Below are 14,645 nucleotides of genomic sequence, written 5' to 3'. Positions count from 1 at the left end.
TGAAACCTGCCCGGAGAGTGGTATTCCACGCGAGGGGGACATGCGCGGCAACCTGACCGCGCAGCGGATCGGGGGGTCTGCCATGAGCGCGTCCACGAGCGTCGGAACCGAGGGGTACGGCATCCGTGTGCCGTGGGGCGACGTCCTGCTGTCCGCGGTCGCCTCCGTGAGCTGGGCGTTGATCGGCATGGCGGGTACGGCTGTGCTCGGTCTGCGGCTGCTGGACGCGGACGCGGCGGGCTCGCTGGGACCGATGACCGCGGCGGTCGTGGCGCTCGGGGCGGGTGGGTCGGTCACTCCGGACGGTGATGTGTCCGCGTTCGGACTGAAAGGGGCCGAGGCGCACACGGCCATCGAGATCACGCCACTGGGCGTGAGCCTGGTCGGCGCGCTGTTCCTGTCGTTCTTCTTCCTGCGGTCCCTGCGGGCGGCCGGAGTTGTCGTCTCCCCCGCCGAACTCCTCGCGCGCGGGGGCGCGGTGGTCGCGCTGTTCGTGGCGATGACGGGCGGACTGGCCTGGGCGGGTCACGACGTCGTCACGATCGACGGCGCCTCGCTCGGGCTCGACGACCTGCCCGGGGGCGACGGCGGTGGCGGCGGGCCGGAGATTCCGGGGCTCGGTGACGTGGGCGGCGACATCGGCGGGCTGCTGCCCGACCGGATCGGCGACCTCGTCGACGCCCGGGCCGCCGTCGGGTTCACCATCGACACCGCGCCGACGCTGCTGGGCGGTCTCGTCTGGTCCGCGGGAGTACTGCTGATCGCGTTGCTGGCCTCGCGCCGCACTCCGCTGCCGCGCGGGTGCGAGGCGGTGCACCGGGTGGTGCGGCCGGCAGTGTCCGCCCTGGTCACGGTGGCGCTGACGACGGTGGCGGCCGGCCTCGCGGCGGCGGCCTGGGCGGCGATCGGCGACGACCGTCCCCGGCGGATCGTCGGCGCCGCACTGCTGGGAACGCCGAACGGGGTCTGGCTCGGTCTCCCCGTCGGCCTGTTCGTGCCCTGGGAAGGGCGGGCCACCGGCGCGCTGGTCGGCGTCCTCCCGGCTCCCCTGGACGACCTGCTCGGCTCGGGCACCGGGGAGCCGGTCACGCTGGGGCGGCTGGCGGAAGCGGACGGGCGGGTGTGGCTGCTCGGGGTGGCCGCGGCGCTGACGATGCTGCTGGCCGGGGTGCTGACGGCGGTCCGGACGCCGGTGGGGCCGGGTGAGGCACGCTCGCTCGCCTTCACCGGGCGCTGTGCGCTGCGGCTGGGCGTCACCGGCGCGCTGACGCTGCCGCTGCTGTCGTGGCTCACGGAGGTGTCCGTGGACGCCTCCCTGTCCGTGCTCGGGATCGACGCCTTCGGCGCGGGCATCGACCTGCGCGGACATCTCGGGGCGGCACTGCTGCTGGGCGCGGTGTGGGGTGCGGGCGCGGGGGCCGTCGGGGCGCTGCTGGCGCGGGTGAGCGGGGCGGTGGGGACACGGGCGTCGAGGTTGGCACTCAGTGCCGGGGCGGTGACGGAGGGTTTCGGTGCGGGTGGTGGGAGCGGCGGCGTGACGTCCGTGGGGGCGCCCTCGGAGCCGTACCGGCCGGGTGAGCCGTACCGGCGGGGGCCCGGCCCGGGCACGCATCCCTACGTGTGGTCCGGGGAGGTAGCCGGGCCCGGCTCCGGCACGGCACCGAGCGGATGGGAACCCGAAGACGCGCGCCCGCCCGACGCGACGCGGTTGCCGGGGCCGGGCCATACGCAGCCCGGGACACCGCCGCCCGACGGCGGCACGGGGTGGGGGCAAGGGCGGGACCGGGGCGCCTGGCAGGGACACGGGCAGGAGCCGCGGGCGACGCGAAGGCAGGAGCAGGCGCTGGGAGAGACGGGCCCGGCGCGACCGGGAGGGAACAGCGTCGGCGGTCGGGGCTCCGGCCCCGGGCCGTACGGCGACGAGGCGGGGCGCGGGGCCGACGGGACGGGCGGGGAGGACCACTGGGCGGCGCGCGAGGCCGACGGGACGGGCGGGGAGGAGGACTACGGGGCCGGGCGCGAGGCCGCCGCGGCGGACCGGTGGGACCACTGGGCGGGCCAGGAGCACGGTGCGGCGGACCGGCAGGAGGACGACGGGGCGGACCGGCGGGCCGACGAGGGGGCGGATCGGCAGGCCGACGACGACGTGTACGGAGCCCCCACGGTGGCCGGGCCGCTCGCCCCTCCGCCGGGACGGCCGCCGCGGCCGGGGGAACGCCGCCCGTCCCGACCCTGGGGCGAGCGTCCTCCGCCCCCTCCACCACCTCCTCCCGCCCCGCCAAGACAACCCGGGGACGGACAGTGAAGGACGGCCGCCGGCAACCATCGTGCCGCGCCTCACCGCCCGAGGCGAGGAGCACCTGTCTCCCGCTCACCTGGGCTGACCGTGGAGAAGGCCGGGTCGCACGGCGCCCCTGGTGTCCCTACGGTGCGGCGTGGGCATCGGGGCTTCGGGTGCGCCGGGACCGAACCCCGCTGCCGCCCCTGCCGCGTGGACCCGCGCGCCTCTCCGCGCCGGCTGTCCGCCAGGCGGACCTCGGGAGCGGGCGGCACCGGGTGCCGGATACGGTGGGAACACCATGAGCGCTACGCAGACCTCTGACGTTCCCACGCTTCTCGTCAAGATCTTCGGCAAGGACCGGCCCGGCATCACGGCCGGCCTCTTCGACACCCTCGCCGCCTACTCCGTCGACGTCGTCGACATCGAGCAGGTCGTCACCCGTGGCCGGATCGTGCTGTGCGCGCTCGTGACCGAGCCGCCCCGCGGACTGGAGGGCGATCTCCGGGCGACCGTCCACAGCTGGGCGGAGTCGCTGAAGCTGCAGGCGGAGATCATCTCCGGCATCGGCGACAACCGGCCGCGCGGCCTCGGCCGCTCCCTGGTCACGGTGCTGGGGCACCCGCTCACCGCGGAGGCGGCCGCCGCCATAGCGGCCCGGATCACCGAGTCCGGCAGCAACATCGACCGTATCTTCCGGCTGGCCAAGTACCCGGTGACCGCCGTCGAGTTCGCAGTCTCCGGCGTGGAGACCGAACCGCTGCGCACGGCCCTGGCCACCGAGGCCGCGGCGCTCGGCGTGGACATCGCGGTGGTCGCGGCGGGGCTGCACCGGCGGGCGCAGCGCCTGGTCGTGATGGACGTGGACTCCACGCTGATCCAGGACGAGGTCATCGAGCTGTTCGCCGCCCACGCCGGCTGCGAGGACAAGGTCGCCGAGGTGACCGCGGCCGCGATGCGCGGGGAGCTGGACTTCGAGCAGTCGCTGCACGCGCGCGTGGCCCTGCTGGCGGGCCTGGACGCCTCGGTGGTGGACAAGGTGCGCGCCGAGGTGCGGCTGACGCCGGGTGCCCGCACCCTGATCCGCACCCTGAAGCGGCTCGGCTACCAGGTGGGGGTCGTCTCCGGCGGCTTCACCCAGGTCACCGACGCCTTGCGGGAGCAACTGGGGCTGGACTTCGCGCAGGCCAACACGCTGGAGATCGTCGACGGCAGGCTGACCGGCCGGGTGACCGGGGAGATCGTGGACCGGGCGGGCAAGGCGCGGCTGCTGCGCCGGTTCGCCGCCGAGGCGGGCGTACCGCTGTCGCAGACCGTGGCGATCGGCGACGGCGCCAACGACCTGGACATGCTGAACGCGGCCGGGCTCGGCGTCGCCTTCAACGCCAAGCCGGTGGTGCGCGAGGCGGCGCACACCGCGGTGAACGTGCCGTTCCTGGACACGGTGCTGTATCTGCTGGGCATCACCCGCGAGGAGGTCGAGGCCGCGGACACGCTGGACGAGGGTCTCGGCGACAGCCTCGGTCTCTCCGCCGAGCGCCTCTGAAGGTCGGCGAACCGGACGGAGGCGGCGGAACGGGCGGACGCCCGGCACGACGAGGGCCCGGACCGCGAGGGTGCCGGGCCCCGTGCCGCGGATGCGGTCAGTCGGTCGGCGCCCAGTAGTCGACCAGGGTGGCCATGCCCGGCTCCACGTCCTTCCAGGAGCCCGTGAAGGTCAGGACGGCGAAGGCGGCGGTCGGGAAGCCCCGGCGGTTGATCCGCTCGCGGACCTCGGCCTCGGCGGAGCCGGCCAGGATCTCGGTCAGTGCCTCCATGCCCGGGTTGTGGCCGATCACCAGCACGTTCGACAGGTCGTCGGGGGTTTCGTTGAGCACGGCGATCAGCTCGCCGGGCGAGGCCTCGTAGATCCGCTCCTCATAGACGGTTTTCGGCCGGTGCGGGAACTCCTGGACGGCGAGCTTCCAGGTCTCCCGGGTGCGGACCGCGGTGGAGCACAGGGCCTGGTCGAAGGTGACTCCGGTGTCCGCGAGCCGACGCCCGGCCTCCGCGGCGTCCATGCGGCCCCGGTCGGCGAGCGGCCGCTCGTGGTCGCTCACCTGTGGCCAGTCGGCTTTCGCATGCCGGAAGAGAACAATCCTGCGGGGTTCTGCGACGCTCATGGCATCCAGCTTCGCATGAAACAGGCCACGGGGCTCTGGGAGTTGACATGCGGATCCACCACGAAGGGCCGGGGGCCCGTGACGGAGCGCGGTCGGCGCTCAGCGTGCGGTCAGCTGCTCCACCCGCTCCAGCAGCTGGGCTATCGCGGGCTGCTCGGCGGCCGCGTGGGCGTCGGCGGGATTGAGGATGAGCAGGAGCAGCGCGACGAAGGCCAGCACGGGCAGGGCCACGGCCCACCAGGGCAACCGGATGTCGACACCGCCCCGGGTCGCCTGGGGAGGCCGGGTCTGAATAGGGGCCGACATGAGTGCCTCCGCTGGTCTTCGGGCGTCCCTGGTCCGTGCTCCGCGGCCCGCCTGTCGCGGGCACATCTCGAAGTTACGGAATCCGCGGGACCCAACCCATCCGGAGGTCCACCCACTTGACCCTGACCCTCACCCCCTAGGGGATGGGGGGTTAACCCCACCATCCATTCGGTGAGGGCGGCGTCACGGAGAGGCGATGGTCGCGATGACGCCGATGATCACGAAGATCGCGAGGAAGGAGCCGAAGACGATCAGCATCTTCTTCTGGCCCTGCTGGGGGTTCGGATCGAGGACTGGCATACGGCAAGTCTCGCATCCCCCGCGCGGACGGCTCCCAGCGCCCCACCGGCCGGCTCGGCGGATCGGCCAGTGGGAGCGACGCACCGAGCGCGCACCGAGCGACGCACCGCCCGCCGGGCTCAGCGGGCCGCCTCGTCCTCCACCGTGCGGTCGCGCCCCGCCAGGACGCCCACCACGATCTGCGGCACCATCAGCGCGCTCATCAGCGCGATCGGCAGTCCCCAGCCACCGCTGTGCTGGTAGAGGACGCCCACCAGGAGGGGACCCGGAATGGAGATCAGGTAGCCGGTGCTCTGCGCGAAGGCGGAGAGCTGGGCGACACCCGCGCCCGTCCTGGCCCGCATGCCGACCATGGTCAGCGCGAGCGGGAAGGCGCAGTTGGAGACGCCGAGCAGCAGGGCCCAGGCCCAGGCGCCGCCGACCGGGGCGAAGTACAGACCGGCGTATCCGGCGAGTCCGCACAGGCCCAGGACCAGCACGATCGGGCCCTGGTGGGGCAGGCGGGTCGCCACGCGCGGGATGACGAAGGCGAGCGGCACGCCCATCACCATGATGACGGCGAGCAGCAGCCCGGCGGTGCCGGCGGAGACGCCCGAGTCACGGAAGATCTGCGCCATCCATCCCATCGTGATGTAGGCGGCGGTGGCCTGGAGGCCGAAGAAGACGGCGAGCGCCCAGGCCGTACGGCTGCGGGTGATCCGCAGCGGGGGCTGGTCCGCCGGCTTCTCGGCGGGCCGGGCGCTCTCCCGCCGCGGCTCCGACGCGGACGGTCCGGCGGCCGTCGGCGCCTTCCGGTTCCGTACGAAGGGGAGCCACGGCACGACGGCCAGGGCCGGCAGTACGGCCCAGACCGCGAGACCGGGCTGCCAGTGGCCGCCCAGCGCGTTCGTCACGGGCACGGTCGCCGCGGCGGCGACGGAGGTGCCGAAGGCGAGGGCCATCGAGTACAGGCCGGTCATGGAACCGACACGGTCGGGGAAGTAGCGCTTGACGATGACCGGCATCAGGACGTTGCTGACCGCGATGCCCATCAGCGCCAGGGCGGTGGCGGCCAGGAAGCCGCCCGTGCCGCCGGCGTACGGGCGTATCAGCAGGCCGGCGGTGATGGCGACCATGCCGGCGCAGACCACCGCTCCGGGCCCGAAGCGGCGGGCCAGCCGGGGGGCGGTGACGCCGAAGACGGCGAAGCAGAGCGGGGGCACGGAGGTGAGCAGTCCGGCGACGCTGCCGCTCATGCCGAGCCCGTCGCGGACCTCTTCCAGGAGCGCGCCCAGGCTGGTGATGGCGGGGCGCAGGTTCAGCGCGGCCAGGACGATCCCGAGGATCAGCAGCCGGGTCGTCCAGGTCGTCCACGCGCGCGTGGTGGGCGCCTCGCCGGGTACCTCGCGCATACCGCTCTCCGCGCGCGTCTCGGCGCGCACGTCCGTACTCGCCTCCGTACGTATCTCGGTCCGGGTCTCGTCACTAGCCATGTGGCCCATCATAGAATCATGGGATGATTGGTTGTCCACACGCTCGTCCGCTCGTGTGCGAAGGTGAGCCATGCCACTGAGCCATCCCCGTCGTTCGGCCCTGTCCGAGCAGGTCATCGCCGCGCTGCGGCAGCAGATCGCCTCGGGCGAGTGGCCGGTCGGTTCACGCATCCCCACGGAGCCCGAACTGGTCGAGCAGCTCGGCGTCGCCCGGAACACGGTCCGTGAGGCGGTCCGCGCCCTCGCGCACAACGGGCTGTTGGACATCCGCCAGGGCTCGGGCACGTACGTCGTGGCGACCAGTGAGCTGGCCGGCGTCATGCAGCGCCGCTTCGCCGGCGCCGAGCCCCGGCACATCGCCGAGCTGCGTTCCACGCTGGAGTCGGCCGCCGCGCGCCTGGCCGCCGAGCGGCGTACGGAGAAGGACCTCAAGCAGATCGACGCCCTGCTGCTGCGCCGGGAGGACGCCTGGGAGTCGGGCGAGGCGGAGGCGTTCGTGGCGGCGGACGCCACGTTCCACCTGGCGGTCGTGGCCGCCTCGCACAACGACGTGCTGACCGCCATGTACGCGGACCTGAGCGAGGTGCTGCGGGACTGGCTGCGGGGCGACGTGGGCGAGGGCATGTCCCCGGCGTCGCACATGGACCACGGACGGCTGGTGGACGCGATCCGCGCGGGTGACGCTGCGACGGCGGCGGAGGAGGCCGGGGCCTATCCGTTCGTGTGCCGTCCGGGGCTGTTCGACCCGCCCCCCGGCGACTGACTCGCGCACCGGCCGGGGCGGCACGGGCGCCGCTCCGGCGACGACGGAAAGACGAACGGGCGAACGGCGAACGGCGAACGGCGAACGAGCCAACGAGCGGAAAGACAAGGGCCCGCACCCCGTACACGGGACGCGGGCCCTCGGTGAGGCGGCCGGTCAGGCGCCGATGGCGTGCAGACCGCCGTCGACGTGGACGATCTCGCCCGTGGTCTTCGGGAACCAGTCGCTGAGCAGCGCGACGATGCCGCGGCCGGCCGGCTCCGGGTCCTTCAGGTCCCACTCCAGCGGGGAACGGCTGTCCCACACGGAGGCGAGGTCCGCGAAGCCCGGGATGGACTTGGCGGCCATGGAACCGATCGGGCCCGCCGAGACCAGGTTGCAGCGGATGTTCTGCTTGCCGAGGTCACGGGCCATGTAGCGGCTGGTGGCCTCCAGCGCGGCCTTGGCCGGGCCCATCCAGTCGTACTGCGGCCAGGCGTACTGCGCGTCGAAGGTGAGGCCGACGACCGAGCCGCCGTTCTGCATCAGCGGCAGGCAGGCCATGGTCAGCGACTTCAGGGAGTACGCCGAGACGTGCATGGCCGTGGCCACCGACTCGAACGGCGTGTTCAGGAAGTTGCCGCCGAGCGCGTCCTGGGGCGCGAAGCCGATGGAGTGCACGACGCCGTCGAGACCGCCCAGCTCCTCGCCGACGACGTCCGCGAGCCGGGCGAGGTGCTCGTCGTTGGTGACGTCCAGCTCGATGACCTTGGTGGGCTTGGGCAGCTTCTTGGCGATGCGCTCGGTCAGCGTCGGCCGCGGGAACGCGGTCAGGATGATCTCGGCACCCTGCTCCTGGGCCAGCTTCGCGGCGTGGAAGGCGATGGAGGACTCCATCAGCACACCGGTGATCAGGACGCGCTTGCCCTCGAGAATTCCGCTCATGGTGATCAGTGACCCATTCCCAGTCCGCCGTCAACGGGGATGACGGCTCCAGTGATGTACGAGGCGTCGTCCGAGGCGAGGAACCGCACCGTCGCGGCGATCTCCTCCGGCCGCGCGTACCGCCCCAGCGGCACCTGCGACACGATGTTCGCCCGCTGCTCGTCGGTGAGCACCTTGGTCATGTCGGTGTCGACGAAGCCCGGCGCGACGACGTTGAAGGTGATGTTGCGCGACCCCAGCTCACGGGCGAGGGAGCGCGCGAAGCCGACCAGGCCGGCCTTGGAGGCGGCGTAGTTCGCCTGCCCCGCGGAGCCGAGGAGCCCGACCACCGACGAGATGAGGACGACGCGGCCCTTCTTGGCGCGCAGCATGGCGCGGTTGGCGCGCTTGACCACGCGGAAGGTGCCGGTGAGGTTGGTCTCGAGGACGGAGGTGAAGTCCTCCTCGGACATGCGGATCAGGAGCTGGTCCTTGGTGACGCCGGCGTTGGCGATCAGGACCTCGACGGGACCGTGCGTCTCCTCGATCTCCTTGTAGGCCTGCTCCACCTGCTCGGTGTCGGTGATGTCGCACTTGACGGCCAGGAAGCCCTCCGGCGGCTCACCCGAGCGGTACGTGATCGCGACCTTGTCGCCGGCGTCGGCGAAAGCGCGGGCGATGGCGAGGCCGATGCCCCGGTTTCCTCCGGTGACGAGAACCGAGCGGCTCAACGGATCACCCTTTCCCTAGCGGTCGTCCACCCGCCCGGTCACCCGTACGGCGGACGGCGACGGCAGGCGGCTTCCTCGAAAATCTATCGGTCCCCGGCCTCCCCCAAAGACTCGGGCACCCACAGTGGCTTACGGGGCTCTCTGTCGGGTCCCTACAGAACCGGTCCCTGGCGCGGCGGGAAAGGTGTGGTCGCCGGACCGCGGACGCGACATGATGCGGCGCAGCCCCCGGTGTCGCGGCAGACGACCGGTCACGTCGACAGAAAGAGACGCAGGTGCCTCACAGCATCGACGAAGCCTTCACGGCACTCCCCCTACGCGCCCTCGCCGACGCCGCCCTCGCCCGGGCGCGTGCGCTAGGTGCGGAGCACGCCGACTTCCGGTTGGAGCGGGTGCGCAACGCGTCGTGGCGGCTCAGGGACGCCAGGCCCGCCGGGTCCTCGGACACCACCGACCTCGGGTACGCGGTGCGGGTGGTGCACGGCGGCACGTGGGGTTTCGCGTCCGGCGTGGACCTGACCCTGGACGCCGCCGCCAGGGTCGCCTCGCAGGCGGTGGCGATGGCGAAGCTGTCGGCGCAGGTGATCAGGGCCGCCGGGTCGGACGAGAGGGTCGAGCTGGCCGGTGAGCCCGTGCACGCCGACAAGACCTGGGTCTCGGCGTACGAGATCGACCCCTTCGGCGTGCCCGACGCGGAGAAGGCGGCGCTGCTGGCCGACTGGAGCGCGCGGCTGCTGGCGGCCGACGGGGTCGACCACGTGGACGCCTCGCTGCTCACCGTGCACGAGAACAAGTTCTACGCCGACACCGCCGGGACCGTGACGACGCAGCAGCGCGTACGGCTGCACCCGGTGCTCACCGCGGTGTCGGTGGACGACTCCAGCGGCGAGTTCGACTCCATGCGCACGCTGGCGCCGCCGGCCGGGCGGGGCTGGGAGTACCTGACCGGGACCGGCTGGGACTGGGACGCCGAGCTGGCCGAGATGCCGGAGCTGCTGGCCGAGAAGATGCGGGCGCCGAGCGTCGAGGCGGGGCTGTACGACCTGGTCGTGGACCCGTCGAACCTGTGGCTGACCATCCACGAGTCCATCGGCCACGCCACCGAACTGGACCGCGCCCTCGGCTACGAGGCGGCCTACGCCGGCACCTCCTTCGCCACCTTCGACCAGCTCGGCAAGCTGCGCTACGGCTCCGAGCTGATGAACGTCACCGGCGACCGCACCGCCGAGCACGGCCTGGCGACCGTCGGGTACGACGACGAGGGCGTCGAGGGCCAGTCCTGGGACCTGGTGAAGGACGGCACGCTGGTGGGCTACCAGCTCGACCGGCGGATCGCGAGGCTCACCGGTTTCGAGCGGTCCAACGGGTGCGCCTACGCCGACTCCCCCGCGCACGTGCCGGTGCAGCGCATGGCCAACGTGTCGCTGCGGCCGGATCCGGGCGGGCTGTCGACCGAGGACCTGATCGGGGGCGTCGACCGCGGGATCTACGTCGTCGGCGACCGGTCCTGGTCCATCGACATGCAGCGCTACAACTTCCAGTTCACCGGTCAGCGCTTCTTCCGGATCGAGAACGGGCGGCTCGCCGGTCAGCTGCGGGACGTGGCGTACCAGGCGACGACCACCGACTTCTGGGGGTCCATGGCGGCCGTCGGCGGCCCGCAGACGTACGTCCTGGGCGGCGCCTTCAACTGCGGCAAGGCCCAGCCGGGGCAGGTCGCGGCCGTCTCGCACGGCTGCCCGTCCGCCCTCTTCAAGGGAGTCAACATTCTGAACACCACGCAGGAGGCCGGTCGATGAGCGTCCGCAGCAGCAAGCCGCACGAGATCGTCGAGCGGGCGCTGGAGCTGTCCCGGGCCGACGGGTGCGTCGTCATCGCCGACGAGGAGTCCACCGCCAACCTGCGCTGGGCGGGCAACGCCCTCACCACCAACGGCGTCACGCGCGGGCGCACGCTGACGGTCGTCGCCACCGTCGACGGGCAGCAGGGCACGGCGTCCGGTGTGGTGTCGCGCTCGGCCGTGACCGTGGACGAGCTGGAGCCCCTGGTGCGGGCCGCCGAGGCCGCCGCGCGGGGTGCCGGTCCGGCCGAGGACGCGCAGCCGCTGGTCCCGGGCGGGCCGGGGTCGCCGGACTTCACCGACGCGCCCGCCGAGACATCGTCGGCGGTGTTCGCCGACTTCGCGCCGGCCCTCGGGGAGGCGTTCGCACGCGCGCGTGCGGGCGGCCGGGAGCTGTACGGGTTCGCGAACCACGAGATGACATCGACGTACGTGGGCACGTCGACGGGGCTGAGGCTGCGGCACGACCAGCCGAACGGGACGCTGGAGCTGAACGCCAAGTCGCCGGACCGGACCCGGTCGGCGTGGGCGGGGCAGGCCACGCGGGACTTCAAGGACGTCGACCCGGCGGCCCTCGACGCCGATCTGGCCGTACGGCTCGGCTGGGCCCAGCGGCGGGTGGAACTGCCCGCGGGGCGCTACGAGACGCTGCTGCCGCCGACCGCGGTCGCGGACCTGCTGATCTACCAGTACTGGTCGGCCTCGGGGCGGGACGCGGTCGAGGGGCGCACGGTGTTCTCCAAGCCCGGAGGCGGCACCCGGGTCGGCGAGCGGCTGGGTGCGCTGCCGCTGACGCTGCGCAGTGACCCGCACGAGCCCGGTCTGGAGAGCGCGCCGTTCGTGGTCGCGCACTCCTCGGGCGGCGACCAGTCCGTGTTCGACAACGGGCTGCCGGTGGCGGCGACCGACTGGATCCGGGAGGGCGAGCTGCACCGGCTGACGACCACCCGGCACAGCGCCGGTCTGACCGGGCTGCCGGTGGCGCCCGCGATCGGCAACCTGATCCTGGACGGCGGCGACCCGGACCGCTCCCTGGACGAGATGGTCGCGGGCACGGAGCGCGGCCTGCTGCTGACCTGCCTCTGGTACATCCGCGAGGTGGACCCGGCGACGCTGCTGCTGACCGGGCTGACCCGGGACGGCGTCTATCTCGTCGAGCACGGCGAGGTCGTCGGCGAGGTGAACAACTTCCGGTTCAACGAGTCGCCGGTGGACCTGCTGGGGCGGGCCTCGGAGGCGGGGCGCACGGAGAAGACGCTGCCCAGGGAGTGGGGCGACTGGTTCACGCGGGCCGCGATGCCGGCTCTGCGGGTCCCCGATTTCAATATGAGCTCTGTCAGTCAGGGCGTATAACCTCGTAGTCGGCCGTCACCCGACTGCCTGAAGATCATCACGCACGCATGAGCACGTAGGAGACGCGAGAACCGTGACGGACATCGTCGACGAGCTGAAGTGGCGCGGGCTGTTCGCCCAGTCCACCGACGAGGACGCTTTGCGCAAGGCGCTCGCGGACGGTCCCGTCACGTTCTATTGCGGTTTCGACCCGACCGCGCCGTCGCTGCACGTGGGGCACCTGGTGCAGGTGCTCACCGTGCGCCGGCTCCAGCAGGCCGGGCACCGGCCGCTGGCGCTGGTCGGCGGGGCCACGGGTCAGATCGGCGACCCGCGCCCGACCGCGGAGCGCACGCTGAACTCGCCGGAGACCGTCGCGGGCTGGGTCCAGCGGCTGCGCGGCCAGATCGAGCCGTTCCTGTCCTTCGAGGGCGAGAACGCCGCGGTGATGGTCAACAACCTCGACTGGACCGAGGGCCTGTCGGCGATCGAGTTCCTGCGGGACATCGGCAAGCACTTCCGGGTCAACAAGATGCTGACCAAGGACTCCGTCGCCCGGCGCCTGGAGTCCTCGGAGGGCATCAGTTACACGGAGTTCAGCTACCAGCTGCTCCAGGCGATGGACTTCCTCCAGCTCTACCGGAGGTACGGCTGCACGATGCAGCAGGGCGGCAGCGACCAGTGGGGCAACCTCACGGCCGGCCTCGACCTGCTGCACCGGCTCGAGCCGGACGCGTCGGTCCACGCCTACGCGACGCCGCTGATGACCAAGGCGGACGGCACCAAGTTCGGCAAGACCGAGGGCGGCGCCGTCTGGCTCGACCCGGAGATGACCACGCCGTACGCGTTCTACCAGTTCTGGCTGAACGTGGACGACCGGGACATCTCGCGCTACATGCGCATCCTGTCCTTCCGCTCCCGCGCGGAGCTGGAGGAGCTGGAGCGGCAGACCGAGGAGCGTCCGCAGGTGCGGGCCGCGCAGCGCGCGCTGGCCGAGGAGCTGACGACGCTGGTGCACGGCGCCGACCAGACGGCCGCCGTGATCGCCGCGTCCAAGGCCCTCTTCGGCCAGGGCGACCTGGCCGAGCTGGACGAGCGGACGCTGGCGGCGGCCCTGTCCGAGCTGCCGCACGTCCGGGTCGCCGAGCCGGCCCCGGTCGTGGACCTGTTCGCCGAGGTCGGCCTGGTGGCCAGCAAGTCCGCCGCGCGCCGCACGGTGAAGGAGGGCGGCGCCTACGTGAACAACGCCAAGGTCGCCGGCGAGGACGCCGTCCCCGCCAAGGAGGACCTGCTGCACGGGCGCTGGCTGGTGCTGCGCCGCGGCAAGAAGAACCTGGCCGCGGTGGAGGTCACCGGCGCCTGAGCGGGCGCACGCGTGAGGGGCGGTCCCGGCGGTCCGATGGCTGCCGGGGCCGCCCCTTCGGCGTACGGGGCCGGAGCGGTCAGGCGCGTTCGCGTCGCCTGCTGCCGCGTACCGAGGTGTAGGCGGCGTCGCCGAGGCCGACCACGATGATCGCCGCCACCAGCTGGAACAGATGCCGCCACCAGTCGATGCCGGCCGTCGCCTCGACGCCGGCCGCGCGGGCGATCGCGTTGCCGATGATCGCGCCGATCATGCCGCAGATGGTGGTGAGCCACAGCGGCATGTGCTGCTTGCCGGGGATGATCGCCTTGGCGATCAAGCCGAGCACGAATCCCACGATGATCGCCCACAACCAGCCCATGGCTGCCTCCTCGTCCGGCTCTACGCGAGCATTGCCACCAGTGTTCGGGCGTACCGCGTACGGCGCATGCCGCGTACGGCCGAACGGGGTACCGGCGCCTGCGCCGGTCGGCGCACGCGGTGCGGTCCGACCGGGGGTGCCCCGGTCTCGTGGGCGGCGCAGACGCGGCGTAACGTGGTGAGTTGTCCGGGACCGGTCTCCCCGAGCGGCCTCGGACGAGAGCGGGGCGGGGAGAGTCCGATGCGGGCGGATGGTGGAACCAGATGCGGAAGCAGAGTGCCGGCGGCAGTGCCGAGGTGTTCCGGATCACCGGGGCCCGGACTGGCCTCCAGGAGGACGTGCGCGGGCGGCAGCGCCGGTACGTCATCTCGATGTCGATCCGTACGCTGTCGGTGATCCTCGCGGTCTGCCTGTGGAACGTGGAACGGCACGTCGCGATCGCGGCCCTGATCCTCGGCGCGGCGCTGCCGTACATCGCGGTCGTGATCGCCAACGCGGGGCGTGAGAACGCGCCATCCTTGCCGTCGACGTTCGTGACGGCGCCGACCCCGCCGATGATCACACCGCCACGGGCCGGGAACGGCGCGGCGGAATCCGTCCCGGAGGGCGCCACGGCCGATCCGGGGCCGCGCGCGGCCGGTGAGTCACGCGGTCGGCCGTGACCGCGGCGCCCCCTCCGAAGGGCGTCGATTCCACGCCAGGCCGAAGAAATGCTCAGATGAATTCGTGTTGTTCCGGGCCCGGGGAAGGATGGGCCGTGACATACTTCGTACGCGCTCCGCATCCCCCGTCGGAGCGACGGACCGACGCCGGGCAGCTCCCCCCGTGGCTGCT

14 protein-coding genes are annotated in these 14,645 nt (G+C 72.7%); 7 read left to right on the top strand and 7 right to left on the bottom strand.

Annotation, left to right across the window (positions count from 1 at the left end; translation table 11 throughout):
- The first annotated feature begins 82 nt into the window (after nt 1-82).
- Nucleotides 83-2,305, top strand: a complete 2,223-nt coding sequence (locus D1J63_RS28695) for a streptophobe family protein (RefSeq protein ID WP_125632853.1) — start codon at nt 83-85, stop codon at nt 2,303-2,305.
- A 274-nt stretch (nt 2,306-2,579) separates the two neighbouring features.
- The gene (gene serB / locus D1J63_RS28690; RefSeq protein WP_125632851.1) at nt 2,580-3,824 is read left to right on the top strand and encodes a phosphoserine phosphatase SerB; all 1,245 of its coding nucleotides are present in this window, start codon (nt 2,580-2,582) and stop codon (nt 3,822-3,824) included.
- A gap of 97 nt (nt 3,825-3,921) precedes the next feature.
- Here serB and D1J63_RS28685 read toward each other — a convergent pair whose 3' ends face one another.
- The 4 genes from D1J63_RS28685 to D1J63_RS28670 form a co-directional block, all read right to left on the bottom strand.
- Nucleotides 3,922-4,440 carry a histidine phosphatase family protein gene (locus D1J63_RS28685; protein WP_125632849.1) on the bottom strand — a complete coding sequence of 173 codons (519 nt, stop codon included), beginning with the start codon at nt 4,438-4,440 and terminating at the stop codon, nt 3,922-3,924.
- Between the two features lie 99 nt (nt 4,441-4,539).
- Entirely contained in the window at nt 4,540-4,746 is a 207-nt protein-coding gene (locus D1J63_RS28680; RefSeq protein ID WP_125632847.1) for a hypothetical protein, read from the bottom strand.
- 183 nt (nt 4,747-4,929) lie between these two features.
- The gene (locus D1J63_RS37600) at nt 4,930-5,046 is read right to left on the bottom strand and encodes an SGM_5486 family transporter-associated protein (protein WP_125632845.1); all 117 of its coding nucleotides are present in this window, start codon (nt 5,044-5,046) and stop codon (nt 4,930-4,932) included.
- A 119-nt stretch (nt 5,047-5,165) separates the two neighbouring features.
- On the bottom strand, nt 5,166-6,530 hold the full coding sequence (locus D1J63_RS28670) for a CynX/NimT family MFS transporter (RefSeq protein ID WP_206436794.1): 1,365 nt from the start codon (nt 6,528-6,530) through the stop codon (nt 5,166-5,168).
- Nucleotides 6,531-6,588: 58 nt separating this feature from the next.
- Here D1J63_RS28670 and D1J63_RS28665 point away from each other — a divergent pair, with 58 nt between their 5' ends.
- On the top strand, nt 6,589-7,281 hold the full coding sequence (locus D1J63_RS28665) for a FadR/GntR family transcriptional regulator (RefSeq protein WP_125632843.1): 693 nt from the start codon (nt 6,589-6,591) through the stop codon (nt 7,279-7,281).
- Between the two features lie 156 nt (nt 7,282-7,437).
- On the opposite strand, the gene fabI is transcribed toward D1J63_RS28665, so the two are convergent.
- Nucleotides 7,438-8,205 carry an enoyl-ACP reductase FabI gene (fabI, locus tag D1J63_RS28660; RefSeq protein ID WP_031047682.1) on the bottom strand — a complete coding sequence of 256 codons (768 nt, stop codon included), beginning with the start codon at nt 8,203-8,205 and terminating at the stop codon, nt 7,438-7,440.
- Between the two features lie 5 nt (nt 8,206-8,210).
- Nucleotides 8,211-8,915 carry a 3-oxoacyl-[acyl-carrier-protein] reductase gene (gene fabG / locus D1J63_RS28655; protein WP_125632841.1) on the bottom strand — a complete coding sequence of 235 codons (705 nt, stop codon included), beginning with the start codon at nt 8,913-8,915 and terminating at the stop codon, nt 8,211-8,213.
- A gap of 275 nt (nt 8,916-9,190) precedes the next feature.
- Between fabG and D1J63_RS28650 the strand changes: the two genes are divergently transcribed.
- The 3 genes from D1J63_RS28650 (at nt 9,191) to tyrS (ending at nt 13,450) form a co-directional block, all read left to right on the top strand.
- Nucleotides 9,191-10,714, top strand: coding sequence for a TldD/PmbA family protein (locus tag D1J63_RS28650; RefSeq protein WP_125632839.1), 1,524 nt, complete (start codon nt 9,191-9,193; stop codon nt 10,712-10,714).
- Entirely contained in the window at nt 10,711-12,108 is a 1,398-nt protein-coding gene (locus tag D1J63_RS28645; protein WP_102930405.1) for a metallopeptidase TldD-related protein, read from the top strand. Before D1J63_RS28650 ends, D1J63_RS28645 begins: the two co-directional genes overlap by 4 nt.
- 73 nt (nt 12,109-12,181) lie before the next feature.
- Nucleotides 12,182-13,450 carry a tyrosine--tRNA ligase gene (tyrS, locus tag D1J63_RS28640; protein ID WP_125632837.1) on the top strand — a complete coding sequence of 423 codons (1,269 nt, stop codon included), beginning with the start codon at nt 12,182-12,184 and terminating at the stop codon, nt 13,448-13,450.
- A gap of 79 nt (nt 13,451-13,529) precedes the next feature.
- Here tyrS and D1J63_RS28635 read toward each other — a convergent pair whose 3' ends face one another.
- Entirely contained in the window at nt 13,530-13,811 is a 282-nt protein-coding gene (locus D1J63_RS28635; RefSeq protein WP_102930403.1) for a GlsB/YeaQ/YmgE family stress response membrane protein, read from the bottom strand.
- A 263-nt stretch (nt 13,812-14,074) separates the two neighbouring features.
- On the opposite strand from D1J63_RS28635, the gene D1J63_RS28630 reads away from it, so the two are divergent.
- A complete protein-coding gene (locus D1J63_RS28630; RefSeq protein WP_176155579.1) occupies nt 14,075-14,473 on the top strand; it encodes a DUF3099 domain-containing protein in 399 nt (132 codons plus the stop codon).
- Nucleotides 14,474-14,645 lie beyond the last annotated feature (172 nt).

Source organism: Streptomyces sp. KPB2 (assembly GCF_003950055.1).
GTDB lineage: Bacteria > Actinomycetota > Actinomycetes > Streptomycetales > Streptomycetaceae > Streptomyces > Streptomyces salinarius.
Note: the sequence above shows the minus strand (reverse complement) of the source record. Positions and strands in the feature narration are given on the sequence as shown.

Coding starts and splice junctions, on each gene's coding strand:
- D1J63_RS28665 (WP_125632843.1), top strand. CDS start 6,589: ATGCCACTGAGCCATCCCCGTCGTTCGGCCCTGTCCGAGCAGGTCATC.
- D1J63_RS28685 (WP_125632849.1), bottom strand. CDS start 4,440: ATGAGCGTCGCAGAACCCCGCAGGATTGTTCTCTTCCGGCATGCGAAA.
- D1J63_RS28670 (WP_206436794.1), bottom strand. CDS start 6,530: ATGATGGGCCACATGGCTAGTGACGAGACCCGGACCGAGATACGTACG.
- D1J63_RS37600 (WP_125632845.1), bottom strand. CDS start 5,046: ATGCCAGTCCTCGATCCGAACCCCCAGCAGGGCCAGAAGAAGATGCTG.
- D1J63_RS28635 (WP_102930403.1), bottom strand. CDS start 13,811: ATGGGCTGGTTGTGGGCGATCATCGTGGGATTCGTGCTCGGCTTGATC.
- D1J63_RS28645 (WP_102930405.1), top strand. CDS start 10,711: ATGAGCGTCCGCAGCAGCAAGCCGCACGAGATCGTCGAGCGGGCGCTG.
- fabI (WP_031047682.1), bottom strand. CDS start 8,205: ATGAGCGGAATTCTCGAGGGCAAGCGCGTCCTGATCACCGGTGTGCTG.
- D1J63_RS28630 (WP_176155579.1), top strand. CDS start 14,075: ATGCGGAAGCAGAGTGCCGGCGGCAGTGCCGAGGTGTTCCGGATCACC.
- D1J63_RS28680 (WP_125632847.1), bottom strand. CDS start 4,746: ATGTCGGCCCCTATTCAGACCCGGCCTCCCCAGGCGACCCGGGGCGGT.
- D1J63_RS28695 (WP_125632853.1), top strand. CDS start 83: ATGAGCGCGTCCACGAGCGTCGGAACCGAGGGGTACGGCATCCGTGTG.
- serB (WP_125632851.1), top strand. CDS start 2,580: ATGAGCGCTACGCAGACCTCTGACGTTCCCACGCTTCTCGTCAAGATC.